Origin of the sequence: Streptomyces sp. NPDC127097, assembly GCF_042724075.1 — a bacterium.
In the GTDB taxonomy this organism is placed as follows: domain Bacteria; phylum Actinomycetota; class Actinomycetes; order Streptomycetales; family Streptomycetaceae; genus Streptomyces.
Map to the genome: position 1 here is coordinate 339,206 of NZ_JBHXFI010000001.1, position 18,576 is coordinate 357,781.

Sequence of the window (18,576 nt, forward strand, 5' to 3'; positions counted from 1 at the left end):
CACAAAAACCCCTTGGCTCCCCACCCGCCGATGGTGTGGTGGGACGACACCCGCGCGGTGGCCCTGCGGCCCGGCTTAACCCCCTTCGCCAAAACCGGCCGGGCCCCCGCACGGGCCGTGGGGGCCCCCGGCTCGTAGCTGTGGGTGAGCTGATGCGGCGCGGAACGGTTGAGCCGGTCGGGTGAGCCGGGCCGGGGCCGGCGCCCGGGCTCAGGCCGAGGCGAGATCCCGGTGCGCTGCGGCGTGGGCCGCCATCCGCTCGGCGGCCAGCTCCGCCGCCGCCGCGTCCTCGCGGGTGGTGGCGACCGCCAGGGCGTTCCCGGCGAGGGTGTGGGCGCGCTGCTGGAGGGCCTCGATCCGGGCCGGCGTGCCGCCGTCGGTGGGCTCGGCGCGCAGCGGATAGTGGCCGCCGCTCAGCCGGGCGACCTGCTCGGCGATGCGCTCGGCGGCGGTGGCCAGCTCGGCGGCGGCCGGCCCGGCGCCCGGCCCGGCGTCCTGCGGCGCGCCGCCGTCCGTCCGCGTCGCCAGCGCATGCAGCTCATCGGTGACGGTGAGCAGCGCGGTCAGCTGTCCGGCGAGCCGGATGTCCAGCTCCTGCTCGCGCGAGCGGTGCGGGATCTCCGGGGCGGCGGCCATGGTGTGGACCGACTTGGTGCGGATCGGTTCGTACATGGGACGGCCTCCTGAAAACGTTCAGGAGACCAGCCTAGCTTAGACATTGTCTAAAGTTGTGGCTCATACAGAAAATAGTCCCCGGTCAGTACTGTCCGTAACCGTCGAGGAAGGAGCCGATCCGGGTGACGGCATCCGCCAGATCGTCCTTGCTGGGCAGCGTGACCAGGCGGAAGTGATCGGGCTCCGGCCAGTTGAAGCCGGTGCCGTGCACGATCATGATCTTCTCGGCGCGCAGCAGGTCCAGCACCATCTGCCGGTCGTCCTTGACCTTGTAGACCTTGGGGTCCAGCCGCGGGAAGGCATACAGCGCGCCCTTCGGCTTGACGCAGCTGACGCCGGGGATCTGGGTCAGCAGCTCATACGCCGTGTCGCGCTGCTCCAGCAGCCGGCCGCCGGGCAGCACCAGCTCGTTGATCGACTGCCGGCCGCCGAGGGCGGTGGCGACCGCGTGCTGGGCCGGCATATTGGCGCACAGCCGCATATTGGCGAGGATCGTCAGGCCCTCGATGTACGAGGCGGCGTGCGCCTTCGGGCCGCAGACCGCCATCCAGCCGCTGCGGTAGCCCGCGACCCGGTACGACTTGGACAGCCCGTTGAAGGTCAGGGTCAGCAGGTCGGGGGCGAGCGAGGCGAAGGGGGTGTGGGTGACGCCGTCGTAGAGGATCTTGTCGTAGATCTCGTCGGCGCAGACGATCAGGTTGTGCCGGCGGGCGATCTCCGCGATACCGCGCAGCAGCTCGTCGTCGTACACCGCACCCGTGGGGTTGTTGGGGTTGATGACGACGATGGCCTTGGTGCGGTCGGTGACCTTGCGCTCGATGTCGGCCAGGTCCGGCATCCAGTCCGCCTGCTCATCGCAGCGGTAGTGCACGGCCGTGCCGCCGGAGAGCGAGACGGACGCCGTCCACAGCGGATAGTCCGGGGCCGGGACCAGCACCTCGTCGCCGTCGTCCAGCAGCGCCTGCATCGACATCTGGATCAGCTCGGAGACGCCGTTGCCCAGGTAGATGTCGTCGACGGACAGGTCGATGCCCTGCGTCTGGTAGTGCTGCATCACCGCGCGGCGGGCGGAGAGCAGGCCCTTGGCGTCCCCGTAGCCGTGTGCCGTGCCGACCGTGCGGAGGATGTCCTCCAGGATCTCGGGCGGGCACTCGAAGCCGAACGCCGCCGGGTTTCCGGTGTTGAGCTTGAGGATGCGGTGACCTGCCGCCTCCAGCCGCATGGCCTCCTCGAGCACCGGGCCACGGATCTCGTAGCAGACGTTGGCGAGCTTCGTTGACTGGATCACCTGCATGTCCGCCACTTTACGGGCGCGTATCGGCGGCCGCCCGGTGTTTTTCCCCACGTTGATCACCGGACGGTGTGGAGTTCCTCACGGCCGGTGACGATTCCGGGGGTGCGAATTCCGCGGAGGCCCCTACGGGCGGGGGCGCGCCACTACGCTCCGGCACATGCCCGCCTCGGCACCGTTACCCCGGCCGCACCCGCCGCAGCCACCACACCGGCCTCGCCCGCTCCCGCCGTCTCCGCGCCCCGCGGCCCGTTCGCGCTGCTCAACGACGAGCCGGTGGCCGAGCCCGGCGCGGATCTGCTCGGCGCCGGCCGCGCCGCCCGCCGGCTCGCTCGCCGGACTCCTGGTCGCCTCCCGCGCCGCCACCCCGTTCACCCTCGCCGTCGACGCCGGCTGGGGCATGGGGAAGAGCAGCCTGATGCGGCTGGTCGACGCGGAGCTGGCGCAGGCTCCCGAGGTGCACACCGTCTGGTACAACGCCTGGACCTCGACCGGCGCCGACGCACTGGAAGGGCTGATCAAATCCGTACTGATGCGCTTCGACCGGCGGGTGCTGCGGCGCGGACTCCAGCGGATCTCCGAGCGGGGCGCGCTGCTGCGGGCCGTACGGGCCATGACCACGGTCGCCGCCGGGCCGCTCGGGGTGACCGGCCTGGTCGACGAGCTGTGGCGCGGGTCCTCGGCGATCCGCACCACCGCGCCCGCCGCCCGGAAGGCGTTGACCAGCGACTCGTTGTTCCGCGGATGGTCGTCCACCCACAGGATGTGCACACCGTGCAGCACCGCGCCCTCGGTGTCCGGAAAGCCGCTGGGCTGGCCCGGCAGTTGGGGGCTCATCTGACGAGCAGCGGACCGGAGATCGAACGGCTGGTCCTGCGCGCGGCCGTGGGGGCGCTGCCGCCGCCCGGCTGACCTCAGCCCCGGCCCGGCGCCGTCCGCCGCACCGACCGCCCCGCCAGTACGTCCGTCCGCCGCCCGTCCTCCATCACGAACCGGCCGTCGATCAGGACATGCGGAATGCCGGTGGGCAGCGTGCGCGGGGCCTCGAACGTGGACCCGGCGGCGACCGTGTCCGGGTCGAAGAGGACCAGGTCGGCGCGGTAGCCCTCGCGCACCAGGCCGCGGTCGGGGAGCCGCAGCCGGGCGGCCGGACGGCCCGTCAGATGGGCGACACACTCCTCCAGCGACAGCACGCCCAGCTCGCGGACGTACCTGCCGAGGTACCGGGGGAAGGTGCCGTACGCCCGCGGATGCGGCTTGTCGCCCTGGAGGATGCCGTCGCTGCCGCCGGTGTGCACCCGGTGGCGCATGATCCGGCGGACATTGTCCTCGTGGCCGACGTGCTGGAGGATCGTCGAGCCCAGACGGTCCTCGATCAGCAGCCGGCGGGCGGTCTGCCAGGGCTCCTCGCCGCGCTCTGCGGCGGTGCGGGCCACGGTCTTGCCGACGTGGTCCGCCAGTTCGGGGTGCGACACCCCGGAGATCTCGATGGTGTCCCAGTCCATGGGCACCCCGTGACAGCCGTCGGCGCCCTCCACCTCCATGACGTGCCGGATGCGGGCGGCCGTCGCGTCGTCCCGGAGGCGGGCCAGGATCACCCCGGGGCCGCCCTCGCTCGCCCAGCTCGGCAGCATGGCGACCAGGGTCGTACAGCCGGGGGTGTACGGATAGGTGTCCAGGGTGAGGTCCGCGCCGGCGTCCAGCGCGTCGTCCAGGAGCGCCAGCAGCTCGGGCGCACGGCCCTCGTTGACCCCGAAGTTCATGGTGGCGTGCGCCAGATGCAGTGCGCAGCCGGCCTCGCGGGTGAGGGCCACCATCTCCTCGTACGCCTGGAGGGCACCGGCGCCGTAGGAGCGGTGGTGCGGGCAGTAGTAGCCGTCGTAGCGGGCCACCACCCGGCACAGTTCGGTCAGTTCGGCGTCGGAGGCGTACATCCCGGGGGTGTAGGTCAGGCCGGAGGACATCCCGACCGCGCCCTCCTCCAGGCCCTCGGCGACCAGCTGCCGCATACGGGCCAGCTCGTCGGCGGTGGCCGCGCGGTCCTCCCAGCCGAGGGTGAGCATCCGTACCGTGCCCTGCGGGACGAGATAGGCGGCGTTGACGGCGATGCCCTGGCCGTCGAAGCCGTGGTCGAGGCGGTCGAGGTAGCCGCCGACGGTGCGCCAGCTGAAGTCGACGGAGGTGTCCCCGGGCGCCCCGCCGTTCCAGCCGGTGATCTGGGCGCGGACCTCGGCGAGGGTGCGGTCGTCGACCGGTGCGTACGACAGGCCGTCCTGGCCGAGGACTTCGAGGGTGACCCCCTGGGCGGCCTTCGCCTCGTGCCCGGGGTCCCGCAGCAGCGCCAGGTCGCTGTGCGCGTGCATATCGATGAAGCCGGGGGAGAGGGCGAGGCCCTGGCCCTCCACCACACGGGTGGCGCCCGGCCGCGGACCGCCGTCCGACTCGCGGTGGACGGCGGCGATCCGGCCGCCGGACAGGGCGACATCGGCGCGGTAGGAGGGACCGCCGGACCCGTCGAGGACGCGTACGTCGCGGAACACGGTCTCCATGGCTCGGCCTGCCTCTCTCGCTGCCCGGAGCGTCGGCGCCCAGGGGACGTGCGGTCGCGGGACCGGGGCCGGCGGCGCGCACCGCGGGGGATCGGCGCGCGCCGCCGGCGTCCGGGGAGGCGGGAGCAAGGCTCCGCCCCAGGAAGCCCACGGGGCCGGGGCCCCGCCGGGCAGGTCCTCGAAGAAGGTCCTGGAAGAGGGTCTTGGGAGAAGGCCCTAAAAGAAGGCCCTAAAGGGAGGGCCTGGCTGAAGACCCTAGAAGAAGGTCCGGATGAAGTCCGTGACCGTGCCGTCCTGTTCGACGAGGGGGATCAGCTGCCACTTGTCGAAGATGGTGCAGGGGTGGGACAGCCCGAGGGCGACCCAGTCGCCGACCTCCACATCGCCGGCCCGCTCGGTGTCGACCCAGGCGTGCTGGTCGGACAGCTTGGTGACGGTGAGGCCGTCCGCCGGGCGTTCGGTGCCGTCCCGGCCGGACCGGACGACCTGGGCCTGCGGCAGATCCAGGTCGTACGCCGCATCGCGCTTGCCCGCGTTGAGGAACGCCTGCTCGGTCGTGGGACGGGAGACGACCTGGGCCCACAGCCGGAAGGCGGGGTGCAGGGCGCCCTCGTCCGGGACGCGGTTGAAGGGGGTGAGCCGGCGGTAGTGGGCGTCGTCGTGCGAGACATACGCGCCCGAGCGCAGCAGCTTGAGGACGGGGGCCGACAGCGCGGGGAGGTCCGCGAAGACCTCGGCGACCGCGTCGAACCAGGCGCTGCCGCCGGCGCTGACCACGATCTGGTCCAGGTCGGCGAACCGGCCGGCCTTGTCGAACGCCTCGGCCAGCGCGACCAGTCGGCGCAGGTAGGCGGTCACCCGCTCCGGGGTGGCCTCGGGCACCTCGCCCTCGTAGCCGGCCACGCCCACCAGGCGCAGGGTGTCCACCCCCGCGATGGCATCGGCGAGTTCCAGGCACTCGGTCTCGGTGCGGACGCCGGTGCGCGCGCCCTCGCCGGCGCACAGCTCGACGACCACGTCCACCGGGCGGGTGGCGCCGGCCTCCCGCAGGGTGCGGTCCATCAGCTCGATACCGCGCAGCGAGTCGACGTAGCAGATGAGCTGGAACTCGGGGTCGTCGGCGAGTTCGGCGGCGAGCCAGCGCAGGGCGGCCGGGTCCACGACCTCGTTGGCGAGGAAGATCTTCTGGATGCCGTAGGCGCGGTAGACGCGGACCTGGTGGGGGACGGCGGCGGTGATGCCCCAGGCGCCGTACTCCAGCTGACGGGCGAAGAGCTGCGGGGCCATGCAGGTCTTGCCGTGCGGGGCGAAGGCGAGGCCGTGCCGGTCCGCGTAGGTCTCCATCAGGGCGAGGTTGTGCTCGACCGACTCGGCGGAGAGGGCGAGGACGGGGGTGGTGAAACCGCCGTCGAAGAGGTTGCGGCGCTCGGCGGCCAGCTCTCCGACGGTGAGCCCTTCGGCGTCCGGCGGGAGTGCCTTGAAGCGGTGGTCGACCCGTTCGTCCGCGAGTCCCTTGAGTCCCTGCGCGAGCCGCTCGCCGGCCATGGGGCCTCCTCCATGTTCCTGTTGCACTCTCTGCAACACGCATTGCGCATGTCGCGTACAGCTGTCTAACATCCGGGCCATCGCCCGGTCAATGGTGAGAAGCATCGTGGGAAACCGGCCGGAACGGGCCCTGGACACCGCCCCGGACGACACCCGGACCGCCGCTCCGGACGACACCGAACCGCCGCCCGGACGACACCCGGACCTCCGCCCCGGCCGCGCCCGGGTGAGCCGTACAGCGAAGGAGCGCATCCGATCGTGACCAGGTCCCCGAACGCCGGCGACAGCCGAGCCCCGGACGGCGCACCCGTCCCGGACGTCGATGTCGTCTGCCTCGGCGAGTCCATGGTCACCTTCCTGCCGCGGCTGCCCGGGCGGCTCGCCGATGTCACCTCCTTCGACCGCGCCATCGGCGGTGCCGAATCCAATGTCGCCTGCACCCTCGCCCGTACCGGTCACCCCACCCGCTGGATCTCCCGGGTCGGCACCGACGGCTTCGGCGACCACCTGCTGGCCGCCATCGCCGCCTGCGGCGTCGACGTCCGCCACGTCCGGCGCGACCCGCTGCGCCCCACCGGCGTCTACTTCCGCACCGCCGGCGACCGCGCCACCGGCAGCCATGAAGTCGCCTACTACCGCGCCGGTTCCGCCGCCTCCGCCATGACGGCGGACGGTCTGGACCGGGCCGCCCTGCACGCCGGCCGGATCCTGCATCTGTCCGGCATCACGGCGGCGCTGTCCGCGGACTGCCTCGGCCTGCTGACGGAGCTGACCGCCCGCCGCCCCGGGCGTCCGCTCCTCTCCTTCGACGTCAACTACCGGCCGGGGCTGTGGCGGGACACCGCGCGGGCAGGGGTGCTGCTCGACCTCGCCCGCGGCGCGGACCTGGTGTTCGTGGGCGACGACGAGGCCCGGGACGCCTGGGGCCTGGACGGCCCCCGGGCCATCCGCCGGGCGCTGCCGGAACCGCACACCCTGGTCGTCAAGCAGGGCGCGGCGGGCGCCACGGTGTTCCGGCGGACGCGAGGGGCGGACGGACGGCGTGACGACGCGACCGGCACAGTGGACGGACGGCGTGACGACGCCACCGGCACCGCGGGCGGCCACCGCGACGACGCCACCGGCACCGCCACCTTCGTCCCCGCCCTGGACGTCGACGTCGTGGCGGCCACCGGCGCCGGAGACGCCTTCGCCGCCGGCTTCCTGTCCGCCACCCTCCGCGGCCTCCCGGACCGCGCCCGCCTCCGGCACGGCCATCTGTGGGCCGCCGCCGCCCTCACCGTCCCCGGCGATCTCGCCACCCCGCCGAGCCGGCCGTACGCCGACCGCCTGGCCGCCCTCGACGACCCGGCCTGGGAGAGACTGCACCTCGCTCCCGGCTGGACCGACGCCGACACATCCGGCCACAGGGCCGGCGAGGAGGTACCCACGAAGTGAACGAGCCACGTGAGAGAGCCATCGAGAGCCGCGCCCCGGGCGACCGGGCAGTCCGGGCGAAGCGAGGTGGCGGCATGAGCGGGACCGCCGACCGGGCCGGGCGAAGCGAGGTGCCTGGCGTGCGCCGGACCGCCGACCGGGCCGAGGGCAACGAGGTGCCGGCATGAGCCAGACCGTCGACCGGGCGCTGAGCATTCTGCCGCTGCTCGCCGAGGGGCCCGCCGACCTGGGCCAGGTCGCCGACCGGCTCGGCGTCCACAAGTCCACGGCCCTCCGGCTGCTGCGCACCCTCCACGAACACGGCTTCGTCTACCGCCAGTCCGACCAGCGCTACCGCCTCGGCGCCCGGCTCTTCGCCCTCGCCCAGCAGGCCGTCGAGAACCTCGACGTACGCGAGATCGCCCACCCCCACCTCGTCGCGCTCAACGAGAGATGCGGACACACCGTCCACCTCGCGGTCCACGAGGAGAACGAGGTCCTCTACATCGACAAGGTGGAGAGCCGCTACCCGGTCCGGATGTACTCCCGGATCGGCAAGCCCGTCGCGATCACGGTCGCCGCGGTCGCCAAGCTGCTCCTCGCCGACCTCCCCGAACCCGAGCGCCGCGCCCTCGCCGAGAAGCTCGACTACCCCCGCTACACGTCCCGTTCGACCCATGACGCCACGGCGTTCCTCGCCGAACTGGCCAAGGTCCGCGAACAGGGCTGGGCCACCGATCTCGGTGGCCACGAGGAGTCCATCAACTGCGTCGCGGCCCCCGTCCGCGGCGCCGACGGCCGCCTGGTCGCCGCCATGTCGGTCTCCGCACCGAATGTCGTCATCAGCGCCGAGGAACTCCTCGGGCTGCTCCCGCTGGTCCGCCGCACCGCCGACGCCATCAGCCGGGAGTACTCCGGAACCCCCGTCCCCCCGTCAGCCACCCACCCCGCAGAGGAAGCCCGGACCCCATGACCGAGAAGACCGCGCTCACCCCGGCCACCCACACCACCCCGCCCGCGAAGTTCTCCCACGGCGTCAGGAAGGGCAACATCCTCCAGGTCGCGGGCCAGGTCGGCTTCCTCCCCGCCGTCGAGGGCCAGGCCCCCACCCCGGCCGGCCCCACCCTGCGCGAGCAGACCCTCCAGACCCTCGCCAACGTCAAGGCCATCCTCGAAGAGGGCGGCGCCAGTTGGGACGACGCGATGATGATCCGCGTCTACCTCACCGACGTGGCGCACTTCGCCGAGATGAACGAGATCTACAACGCCTACTTCGAGGAGCAGGGCCTCAAGGAGGCCCCCGCCGCCCGCACCACCGTCTACGTCGGTCTGCCCGCGGGGCTCCTCATCGAGATCGACGCCCTCGCCGTCCTGAGCTGAGCCACCCGCCGTGCCTTTAGTGAGCCAACCGCTGTGCCGTTAGTACGTCCGCACCATCCGCCGCACGGCAGGGCACCCCGCACCGACGGGGCGCCCTGCCGCGGTCCCCCCTACCCGGAAAGCCGCTGCCTGCCACGGGAGTTCACCCATGCACCTCGCCGCCACGACCGCCGCCCCAACCCCACCGGCACCACCCCACACCGGTGGACTGCTCGCCCTGATACCGGGCACCGCGGGCCTCCTGACGGTCGCCGCCCTGGGCATCGCCCTGCTCCTCGTACTGATCATCAAGATCCGGCTCCAGCCGTTCGTCGCGCTGCTGACCGTCTCCATCGCGGTCGGTCTGGCCGCCGGGCTCTCGGTCACCGAACTCTTCGGCACGGTCCAGAAGTCCGACGCCGTCTCGCTGATCGAGACCGGCATGGGCGGCATCCTCGGGCATGTCGCGATCATCATCGGCCTGGGCACCATGCTCGGCGCGATCCTCGAAGTCTCCGGCGGCGCCGAGGTGCTGAGCGCCCGTCTGCTCCGCCTCTTCGGCGAGCGGCGCGAACCCCTCGCCATGGGCCTGACCGGCCTGATCTTCGGCATCCCGGTCTTCTTCGACGTCGGCATCTTCGTCCTCGCCCCGATCGTCTACGCGGCCGCCAAGAGGTCCGGCAAGTCGATCCTCCTCTACTGCATGCCGCTTCTCGCGGGCCTCTCCATGACGCACGCCTTCCTGCCGCCGCACCCCGGCCCGGTCGCCGCCGCCGGCCTCTTCAAGGTCGACCTGGGCTGGATCATCCTCATGGGCCTCGTCTGCGGCATCCCCGCGGTGCTCGCCGCCTGGGGCTACGCGGCCTGGATCGGCAAGCGGCTCTTCGTCCCCGTCCCCCAGGACATGGTCGAGGCGGCGGACGAGGCCAAGGCGGCCGTCACCGCCGAAAAGGCCGCGGCCGGCGTCCCGTCCGACGAGGCGCCGGTCCCCCTGGCCACCGTCCTCACCATCATCGGCACCCCGCTGCTCCTCATCCTCCTGGCGACCTTCTCCTCCATCGCCCTGGCCCCCTCGCCCGGCCGCTCGGTCATCGAGTTCTTCGGCCACCCCTTCGTGGCCCTGACGATCGCCCTGCTGCTCTCGTACTACCTGCTGGGCATCCGCCGCGGCTGGTCCCGCACGTCCCTGGAGACGGTCTCCACCGCCTCGCTCAAGCCGGTCGGCAACATCATCCTGGTCGTCGGCGCCGGCGGCATCTTCGGCGCCGTCCTCAAGGGCAGCGGCGTCGCCACCGCCCTCTCCGACACCTTCCACCACGTCGGCCTCCCGGTCATCGTCCTCGCCTACCTCCTCTCCCTGGTCCTCCGCGTGGCCCAGGGCTCCGCCACGGTCGCCATCGTCACCACGGCCGGCATCGTCGTCCCCCTGATCGAGGGCCAGAACATGTCCCAGGCCCACCTCGCCCTGATCATCATGGCCATCTCGGCAGGCTCGATCTTCGCCTCACATGTGAACGACGGCGGCTTCTGGATGGTGAGCAAGTACTTCGGCATCTCGGAACGGGACACGTTGAAGTCGTGGACGGTCCTGGAGTCGGTGCTGTCGGTGGCGGGGTTTGGGGTGGCGGGGGTGGTCAGCATCTTCGTGTAGTGCCGCGGTGGCCGCCGTACGTGGCGGGGCGCCCGCCATGGCATGACGCAGGGCGCCCCGTCGGCTCAAGCCGGGTGCCGGTACGCCCGGGAGGCCCCCGACGCGGCTCCGGCGAATACGCTCTCGTGCCACGGAAGTTGCAGCCCGCCGACCCCCACGCCTCAGGTCCTGGCTGTGGCCACAGCCAGGACCTGAGGCGTGGGTGGCTTGGTGAGCGAGGCGGTCAGAAGCCGGGCGCTCCCGGTGTGTGTCGCGGCATCGGCACCATACCCTCGCGCGGGCCGCGGTTCTGGTGGCCGGGCCTCTCGCAGGTGACGTCCCGCGCCGGGAGCTGTCCGGTGCTCAGGTAGGCGTTGACCGCGCGGTTGGCGCAGGCGCCCGGGTCCCCGTAGTAGACGCCGTGCCCCTCGCCGCCCTTGACGTAGACCATGCGCGAACCCTTCAGGGCGCGGTGCATGCCCAGTCCGCTGGACAGCGGCGTCTGGGAATCCCATTGATTCTGGACGGTGAGCATGCCGGTGCGGTTGTGCACGGCGGTGACCGGTTCGGCCGGCTTGTTCCAGAAGGCGCAGGGGGTGATGTTGGAGCTGAAATCGCCGTACAGCGGGTACCTGGCTTTGTCCCGGACCGCGTCACGCCGGTACTGATCAGGATCACGCGGCCAGGCCGCGGTGTCGCCGCAGACGATGGACCAGAAGACGGCGGAGGCGTTGTCGGCCGGCAGTTGCCCGCCGGGCGCCGCGGAGCGGTGCGGTCCGGGGGCGTCGTCCGGCGTCGCGGAGTTGCGCGAGCCGGGTTTGCCGTCGGCGGCCTTCTTCAGGCTGACGACGCTTGCGGCGGCGCTCTGCGGGCTGAAGAACTGGCGCCGCAGAGCGGAACGGATGCCGTCCCCGTTGAGCTTCTCGTCCTCGTACGGGATCGGATCGCGGTCGGCTCGGGCGATCAGGTCCCAGAACGTCTTCTTCACCGCGGCCGGGGTGGCACCGAGGTGGTAGGTGTGGTTGCGCTGAGCGGTCCATTTCGTCCAGCGGGTGAAAGCCGGTTCGGTGCCCTCCGCCCACACTTGCATCATGCCGCGCCAGACCCGGCCGGGGTCGATCGCGCTGTCCAGTACGAAGCGGTCGGTCCGCTGGGGAAACATCTGGGCGTAGACGGCGCCCAGGTACGTGCCGTACGAGTAGCCCAGGTAGGAGATCTTCTTCTCGCCCAGTACGGCGCGGATGACGTCCATGTCACGGACGGTGTTGCGGGTGGTGATGTACCGCAGTGTGTCGCCGTTCTTGCCGCGGCACTTTTCAGCGACGGTTCGCGCCCAGGTGACGTCACGCTTGAATGTCTCTGGCTTGTACGGGTGTTCGGTGACTTGTTCCGCCGCCGTCATACCGCAGGTGACGGGAGTGCTCCGGCCCACACCGCGGGGGTCGAACCCGATCAGGTCGTACTGCTCGCGGACCTCCTTGGGCATCATGCCGTTCATCATGACCGGCATGGACAGGCCCTCGCCGCCGGGACCACCGGGGTTGAAGAGGATCGCGCCGTGCCGCTTGCTCGGGGCGCCGGCCTTCATGCGGGAGATGGCCAGCTTGATGGTCTTACGGGTGGGATGGGCGTAGTCCAGCGGCACTTCGATCGTCGCGCACTGGTGTGCGGCGGGCGTCGACGTGTCGCAACGGTGCCACGCGGGGTGCTGGTTCTGGAATCTCTGAAGTGGGACCGCGGCGGATGCCTGCGCCGGGGATAAGGCCGGGACCAGCGTTGCCGTGACCCCCACCGCAAGCACGGGCGCTAAGCGTCGTATTCGCACGATGTCTGTTCCTTCCGGTCAACTTTCTGGAAGGAACGACCATTTCGCGTGGGGTCATGTCTGCGAATCCCTCCGCAGGGCGAACGGAGCGATCTTGATCCGACTCCTGGGGTACGGGAAGAAAGACCTGCGGAGGAGAACCGAAAGGCGCTGGCCGCCGTCCCCGTGATCACGAGCATGAGCAACGGTGACATGCGGCCGGGCGGCCGGCTGACAGGAGCGCTGCGGCGGCTGCCGCTGTACGTGACGGGTCGCCCGGCACGGCGCCGGGTGACCTGTTAGCGCAAGCCGCCTGCCCTTATGCCCGAGCCCTCGCGCGCGGCAACACCGCCCGCAACCGCGTCCCGTCGCCGGGCTGCGGGGACTCCCCGAACCCCCACTCGCCGTCGCAGGCGTGCATCACACAGGCCAGCAGCAGAAGCACGGATCGCCGCCTGCCGTCACAGGCGGCCGCGAGACGGCGGTGGGTGTGGCGCGGGTGCCCGTCGTAAAGGCTGATGCGCAGGTCGTGAAGCGCTCCGCGCCCTCGTCCTCGACATCAAGGCCGGCAAGGCCGATCACCTGCTGTAGTGCCCCGTAGGGGAACGACGAAGGGGCGCCCGGCGTCGGCATGGAGCCGCGCCGGGCGCCCTTGATCCGTCAGGGGCTCGTCAGCTCCCCTTGCAGTACTGACCCTCCTTGCCGATCGCGCGATACGGGCAGTCGGCCAGTTCCAGGAATTGCAGGACCGCCTCCCGGTTCCGTGACGTCTCCTTGGGGATCACCGAGTCCTTCGGGTAGAAGCCGCCGGAGCCGAAGGATGACGGGTACATCTCGAAGGTGTACGCGAAGATGCGCTGGTCGCCCCACAGCCAGTCATCGATCGCGCCATCGGTGATGTACAGGTCGCTGGACTGCTCGGGCGTGTAGCCGTTGGTGGTGGCCATGTTCTTGCCGATGGTGGCGAAGGTGTCGTATTCGTCCTGGGTCATGCCGGGGCCGGTGTCGTCGTTGGTGAAGCCGAAGGGCCAGAGGACCAGTTCGCTGTAGGTGTGGAAGTCGATGGCGGCCGTGATCTGCTGTTTGCCGCCGATGTTGCGGCCGTGGACGAACTTCGAGACGACCTGGACCTCGGGGGCGGAGGCGGGGGACTTGCCGCGGTAGGTCTCGGAGGAGGGGCTGGAGGAAGAGCCGCCGCAGCAGCCCCACTTGAAGTCCCAGTTGCGGTTGAGGTCGGTGCCGACCGCGCTGGACCCGGCGTTGGGCTGGCGGTTCTTGCGCCAGCTGCGGAAGGAGCCGGAGGCGATGTCGTACTCGCCGCCGTCCGGGTTCAGATCCGGGATGATCCAGATCTCGCGGGAGTCGAGCATCTTGGTGATGCGGGCGTCGCTCCCGTACTTCGAGGTGAACTCGTTGAGGAGGTACAGGGACATCTCGACGGTGAGGTGTTCCCGGGCGTGCTGGTGGGCGGTGAAGAGGACCTCGGGCTCCTGCTCGTCCTTGGTGACGTTCTTGCTGAGTTTGAGGGCGAGGAGGTCGCGGCCCTCATGGGAGGTGCCGATGACCTGCTTGCTCAGGATGTCCGGGTGCTTGGCGACGAGGGCGTCGATCTCCTTCGTGGCCTCGTCGTAGGTGTGGTAGTTGGCGTAGCCGGCCGGGAAGTCCTTGGCGCGGGGCTTGTGAGGGGACGACGTCGCGAAGCCCGGGGGGTCGGGCAACTTGCGGAGGGTGTGGCCGAGTCGGCGGACCGCGGTGGCCTGGGCGCGGGTCGCGGTGATGACGAGCGCGCGGGCGTGGACCTCGTCGATGCTGACGCCGGTCGCGGCCAGGGCGGTGCGCTCCGCGCGGGTCGCGGGGCCGGTCACCTCGTATTGGTGGGGGAGTTCGGCCTGCTGGGCGGGGTGGGGAGTGAGCCCGGCGGACGGTGCGGTCTGGGCCTGGGCGGCGGCGATGGGGGCGGCGAGCGCGAGGGAGAGGAGTGCGGCGAGGACGGTGGTGCGTCCGCCGCGGATACGTGGTCGCATGCGGTCTCCTGTGGGGTGTGAGGCGAAGCGACGGCGTCAGTTTTGGCCCATGTCATGGCCGTGACAAGAGGTCGGGCGGCCATATGTGGGGCGCGCCGGAATCGGCCACCGGAATCGGCCACCGGAAAGTGGCGAATCCCTCAACTTCCTCCTGAGCGGCGGAAATTGATTGCCAGGACGTGCCGAGTCGCCAACAATGCGCACGACAAAACCGAAGGTCCGCGCAAGGACTTTCGGTGACAGACGCTGAGAGGACCCCCACATGAATCGACCTCTCGTCGGCACCCTGGCCACGGCCGCACTGGGCGCCGCAACCCTGCTGGGCACCGTCGGAACGGCGCACGCCGCGCCGCAGGACCAGCACCCCACCCAGAAGAAGACCAAGGCGGTGGACTTCGCCGGCAGTGTCGCGCTGAGCAACTGCTCCGGCTCGGTCGTCCGGATGCCCGGGTCGAAGGCGGATGACCCGGCACTGGTGATGTCCAACGGCCACTGCCTGGAAGGCGGGATGCCCGGCGCCGGCGAAGTCGTCGTCGACAAGCCGTCCAGCCGCAGCTTCACCCTGCTGGACAAGTCGGCCGGCAAACTGGGCACGATCAAGGCCACCAAGGTCGCCTACGCCACGATGACCGACACCGATGTCTCGCTCTACGAGACCGGGTCGACCTACGCCGAGATCGAGAAGAAGTACCAGATCAAGCCGCTGGAGCTGGCCACCGAGCACCCGGCCAAGGACGCGAAGATCAGCATCGTCTCCGGCTACTGGAAGAAGATCTACTCCTGCGGCATCGACGGGTTCGCCCCCACCCTCAAGGAGGGCGAGTGGACCTGGAAGGACTCGGTCCGCTACACCCCGGAGTGCCAGATCATCGGCGGCACGTCCGGCTCTCCGGTGGTCGACACCGCGACCGGCAAGGTCACGGCCGTCAACAACACCAGCAACGAGAGCGGCGAGGAGTGCACCCTCAACAACCCCTGTGAGGTGGACGAGAACGGCAAGACCACGGTGCGCGAGGGCATCGGCTACGCCCAGGAGACGTACCAGATACCGAAGTGCTTCGGCGACGGCAACAAGCTGGACCTGAACGCCGAGGGCTGTGTGCTGCCGAAGCCGAAGGCCACCCGCCACTGAGCTGAAGCAGGAGCAACACCCCAGGTCCCGTGCCCGCGGTGCGCGGGACCTGGCGGTGGGCCGGGCTCCGGTCCCTGACGGGGCGGCCGGGGCGCCGTTACGGAAGGCCGTGGACGTGCGCGCCCACCTGGCGCGCGAAGGCGTTGCCGTTGGCCGCGTCCCAGTTGGTGGACCAGGTCATCGCGCCACGGAGGCCCGGGTAGGTCCTGGGGGGTGTGAAGGAGCCGCAGTTGCTGCCCCGGGTGAGGCAGTCCAGTGCGGCGTTGACGACGGACGGGGCGACATAGCCGCTGCCGGCCGCCCGGGCCGAGGCCGGTACGCCGATGCCGACCTGGGACGGGTCGAGCCCGCCCTCCAGCTGAATGCAGGCGAGCGCGGTCAGGAAGTCGACCGTGCCCTGGGCGTAGACCTTGCCGTCGCAGCCGTTCATCGAACCGCTGTTGTAGTACTGCATGTTGACGGCGGTCAGGAAGTCCTTGATCCCGAGCGCCGTCTTGAAGTACTCGTTCTGCGGTGACTGCATATCGATGGTCTGCGGCGCCATGGTGACCACGACATCGCCGTGCCGGTCGTGCACGGACTTGAGCGCCTGCGTCATATAGGTGGAGTTGAGGCCGTTCTCCAGGTCGATGTCGACGCCGTTGAAGCCGTACTCGTCCATCAGGCCGCTGACGGAGTCGGCGAAGTTCCGCGCGGAGGCGGCGTCGTTGACGGACACCGCGCCCCGCTCACCGCCGACGGAGAGGATCACGGCCTTGCCGGCCGCCTGCTTCGCCTTGATATCTGCCTTGAATTCGTCGGTGGAGGCATAGCCGACGGCCGGGTCGAGGCGGAAGGTGACCGCGCCGGGCTGCCCGGTCGCCTCGGCGAACGAGACCGCGATGATGTCGTAGGCGTCGTCGGCCTCCTTGAGTTTCTGCACCGTGGCGCCGTTGTCGAAGTTCTGCCAGTAGCCGGTGACGGCGTGCCGGGGGACGGCGGCGGTGGCGAGTGCGGTGGTGGCTGCGGCGGCGGGGGCCGGGGGGTGATTCCCGGCCGCCCGGGCGGTGCTCGTCCCGACGAGGCCGGCCGTGGCCAGCACCGCGGCGGTGAGGCCGGCCAGCAGCCTCCCGGGCCATCCGGCCGACATCCCGTCCCTCGGCCCGGAATGCGGGCCGGAATTCGGCCCGGTGTGCGGCCCGTTCCCCGGGCCGGTCTTCGGTCTTCCTGAGCGTGCGCGAACCACGACTGCCTCCGTGTGGGGGGAAGTTGGGGAGAGTGCGGATGCGTGTTCAGGGGCCCCTGCGTGTGCCGTACAACGTGGTCCAGACCAATCTCCCTGTCAAGAGTCCGGTCGGAAGCGGATGTTCCCGTGCGGGACGCTTGGCCGGTATTCGCCATTTCCCTGCGGGGTGATGGTCATGACGAGTAGCCCAGAACGTGTTCTCTGGGACGTATCTCTGTGGATAAAGTGCTGAGCGAATGGCGCCGATGGCGCAGAGCTGTGCCGATCCGCGGTCCCGGGACCCCCGGCGGCCGGAGGGAGTGGGGGAGCGACGTGCCGACCGCGATTGCAGTCACCAGCCCTGACCTCGCGCTGCCCTCCCCCATGCTCTCAACTTCGTTCGAGCAGGGAGGTGCCCCCATCGACCGGCTGACCCCCGCCGCCGTCGTCCTCCAGGCCCCGCATCTCCAGCCGCTGGACGACGCCCTGACGGAGACCAGCGCGGTACTGGAACACCACGGCCATCTCGTCGTGCTGTACTCCTCCGTCTGCCCGCCCGCACACATCCGCCGGCTGCACACCCTGCGCGCCGTCCTGGAGAGCGACCGGATCGCCATCGTGCCGCTGGCCCTGCCGCCGCTGGGGGTCGCCTTACTGGCCCGTCAGCTGCGGCAGTTGTCGTTGTGCGACCTCAGCCCCGGGGTGCTGGCCAGCGCGGCCCGGCTGCTGGCCCACTACATTCACGCCGGCGCGCTGCTCGGGAGCGTCAGCGGCCTGGACCGGGTCGAGGTCGATCTGCGGGCCCATATGAAGTCCTGGCTGCCCGGCGCGCACTTCGCGGTGCTGGCCCATCCCCGGCCGCAGTTGCTGCACCTGGACCGGCACAGCACCGAGGCCGGGCTGCCGGCGCCCGGCTTCGCCACCCAGCTCGCGGTCGCCCGCGGCCAGCTCACCTCGGCGTGGGTCACCGGCGCGCTCGCCCCGGCCTGGCAGGTGCAGGGGGTGTACGAGACCCGGCTGCCCGCCGAGTCCGCCCGGTGGTGGGGCACGCCGAAGCTGATCGAATTCGCGGCGGCCATACCGGATGTGTCGGTCCTTCATCAGCTGGTGGTCTCCGTACGCCGCGAGGAGTGCCGCTGGTGTGGCCTGGAACTCCTCGGCGACCACTGTGCGTTCTGCGCGGCCCCGCTGGCGAGGGAACGGGCGGCGGGGGGTGGCGGCTCGGGCCAGGAGCCGGCGGCCATAGGCGGGCCGGCATCCGGGCAGGTGGGGGGCGCCGCTACGGCTTCGGCCGAGGGGCGTGGGTCCTCCTCCGGTGCTGCTCCGGGGCCCGGTGCTCCGGCCTCGGCTCCGGCTGCTCCCGGTGCTTCGGCTATTCCCGCCCCGGCTGTCCCTTCGGCCTCGCCCGCTCCTCCGGCGTCGGCTGCCCCTCCGGCCTCGGCCGTTCCCGCGGCCCCCGCCCCGATGCCCGCCCCTGCCCCCGCCCCGTCACCGTCAGCGTCCCCCACCCCCGCGCCCCACACCCCCAACACCTCCGCCTCCCCCGCCACTTCCGCCCCCTCCTCACCCCCGCCCGCTCAGCCTCCCTCCCCCTGGGAGGACCGCGCGTTCTCGCCGTCGGGCGGGCCCGGGGCCCCGGCCGCACCCGGTGTGGTGGGCGTATGGGGCGGCCGCCCCGGCGGTCGTGGTGAACCCGGGCAACTGGACGTACGCGGACCGGATCTCACGGCGGGCGGTCCGGCCGTACCGGGGAACCCGTACGGGTCCGGGCGGCCGGTGCCGGGGAACCCCTACGCGTCCGACACCCCCCACCCGCCCGGTCAGTGGGACCTGCCCGGCCACCCCGACTTCGCAGCCCACCCCGATGCCGCCGGTCAGCCGGATCTCGCCGGCCGCCCGGACGTCCCCGGCACCCCGCGGACGGTGGCCCGCGTGCGCTGAGCCCGA

14 protein-coding genes are annotated in these 18,576 nt (G+C 71.3%); 7 read left to right on the forward strand and 7 right to left on the reverse strand.

What is annotated here, in order from left to right:
- Positions 1–210: 210 nt before the first annotated feature.
- Both ACFWJW_RS01570 and ACFWJW_RS01575 read right to left on the reverse strand, forming a co-directional pair.
- Positions 211–672 (reverse strand): hypothetical protein, encoded by a 462-nt coding sequence (locus tag ACFWJW_RS01570; protein ID WP_387233242.1) that lies wholly within the window; start codon positions 670–672, stop codon positions 211–213.
- Between the two features lie 85 nt (positions 673–757).
- Positions 758–1,969 (reverse strand): pyridoxal phosphate-dependent aminotransferase, encoded by a 1,212-nt coding sequence (locus ACFWJW_RS01575; RefSeq protein WP_387233245.1) that lies wholly within the window; start codon positions 1,967–1,969, stop codon positions 758–760.
- Between the two features lie 157 nt (positions 1,970–2,126).
- Here ACFWJW_RS01575 and ACFWJW_RS01580 point away from each other — a divergent pair, with 157 nt between their 5' ends.
- The gene (locus tag ACFWJW_RS01580) at positions 2,127–2,807 is read left to right on the forward strand and encodes a P-loop NTPase fold protein (RefSeq protein WP_387233248.1); all 681 of its coding nucleotides are present in this window, start codon (positions 2,127–2,129) and stop codon (positions 2,805–2,807) included.
- A gap of 73 nt (positions 2,808–2,880) precedes the next feature.
- On the opposite strand, the gene ACFWJW_RS01585 is transcribed toward ACFWJW_RS01580, so the two are convergent.
- Positions 2,881–4,515 carry an amidohydrolase family protein gene (locus ACFWJW_RS01585; protein ID WP_387233250.1) on the reverse strand — a complete coding sequence of 545 codons (1,635 nt, stop codon included), beginning with the start codon at positions 4,513–4,515 and terminating at the stop codon, positions 2,881–2,883.
- 255 nt (positions 4,516–4,770) lie between these two features.
- Positions 4,771–6,060, reverse strand: a complete 1,290-nt coding sequence (locus ACFWJW_RS01590; RefSeq protein WP_387233251.1) for an amino acid deaminase — start codon at positions 6,058–6,060, stop codon at positions 4,771–4,773.
- Positions 6,061–6,405: 345 nt separating this feature from the next.
- On the opposite strand from ACFWJW_RS01590, the gene ACFWJW_RS01595 reads away from it, so the two are divergent.
- From ACFWJW_RS01595 to ACFWJW_RS01610, 4 genes are all read left to right on the forward strand, one after another.
- On the forward strand, positions 6,406–7,497 hold the full coding sequence (locus tag ACFWJW_RS01595; RefSeq protein WP_387233457.1) for a sugar kinase: 1,092 nt from the start codon (positions 6,406–6,408) through the stop codon (positions 7,495–7,497).
- Positions 7,498–7,660: 163 nt separating this feature from the next.
- Positions 7,661–8,449, forward strand: a complete 789-nt coding sequence (locus tag ACFWJW_RS01600; protein WP_387233254.1) for an IclR family transcriptional regulator — start codon at positions 7,661–7,663, stop codon at positions 8,447–8,449.
- On the forward strand, positions 8,446–8,856 hold the full coding sequence (locus ACFWJW_RS01605; RefSeq protein ID WP_387233257.1) for a RidA family protein: 411 nt from the start codon (positions 8,446–8,448) through the stop codon (positions 8,854–8,856). Before ACFWJW_RS01600 ends, ACFWJW_RS01605 begins: the two co-directional genes overlap by 4 nt.
- A gap of 148 nt (positions 8,857–9,004) precedes the next feature.
- Complete coding sequence (locus tag ACFWJW_RS01610; RefSeq protein ID WP_387233260.1) at positions 9,005–10,486, forward strand: GntP family permease; 1,482 nt, start codon at positions 9,005–9,007, stop codon at positions 10,484–10,486.
- Positions 10,487–10,709: 223 nt separating this feature from the next.
- On the opposite strand, the gene ACFWJW_RS01615 is transcribed toward ACFWJW_RS01610, so the two are convergent.
- Together ACFWJW_RS01615 and ACFWJW_RS01620 are read right to left on the reverse strand one after the other, a co-directional pair.
- Positions 10,710–12,290, reverse strand: a complete 1,581-nt coding sequence (locus ACFWJW_RS01615; RefSeq protein ID WP_387233263.1) for an alpha/beta hydrolase — start codon at positions 12,288–12,290, stop codon at positions 10,710–10,712.
- Between the two features lie 650 nt (positions 12,291–12,940).
- A complete protein-coding gene (locus ACFWJW_RS01620) occupies positions 12,941–14,293 on the reverse strand; it encodes a M14 family metallopeptidase (protein ID WP_387233266.1) in 1,353 nt (450 codons plus the stop codon).
- A 262-nt stretch (positions 14,294–14,555) separates the two neighbouring features.
- Here ACFWJW_RS01620 and ACFWJW_RS01625 point away from each other — a divergent pair, with 262 nt between their 5' ends.
- Positions 14,556–15,425 carry a trypsin-like peptidase domain-containing protein gene (locus ACFWJW_RS01625; protein ID WP_387233269.1) on the forward strand — a complete coding sequence of 290 codons (870 nt, stop codon included), beginning with the start codon at positions 14,556–14,558 and terminating at the stop codon, positions 15,423–15,425.
- Positions 15,426–15,522: 97 nt separating this feature from the next.
- Here the strand turns inward: ACFWJW_RS01625 and ACFWJW_RS01630 are convergent, their stop codons facing one another.
- On the reverse strand, positions 15,523–16,554 hold the full coding sequence (locus ACFWJW_RS01630; RefSeq protein ID WP_387233272.1) for a chitinase: 1,032 nt from the start codon (positions 16,552–16,554) through the stop codon (positions 15,523–15,525).
- Positions 16,555–16,962: 408 nt separating this feature from the next.
- Here ACFWJW_RS01630 and ACFWJW_RS01635 point away from each other — a divergent pair, with 408 nt between their 5' ends.
- The gene (locus ACFWJW_RS01635; RefSeq protein ID WP_387233275.1) at positions 16,963–18,570 is read left to right on the forward strand and encodes a hypothetical protein; all 1,608 of its coding nucleotides are present in this window, start codon (positions 16,963–16,965) and stop codon (positions 18,568–18,570) included.
- Positions 18,571–18,576 lie beyond the last annotated feature (6 nt).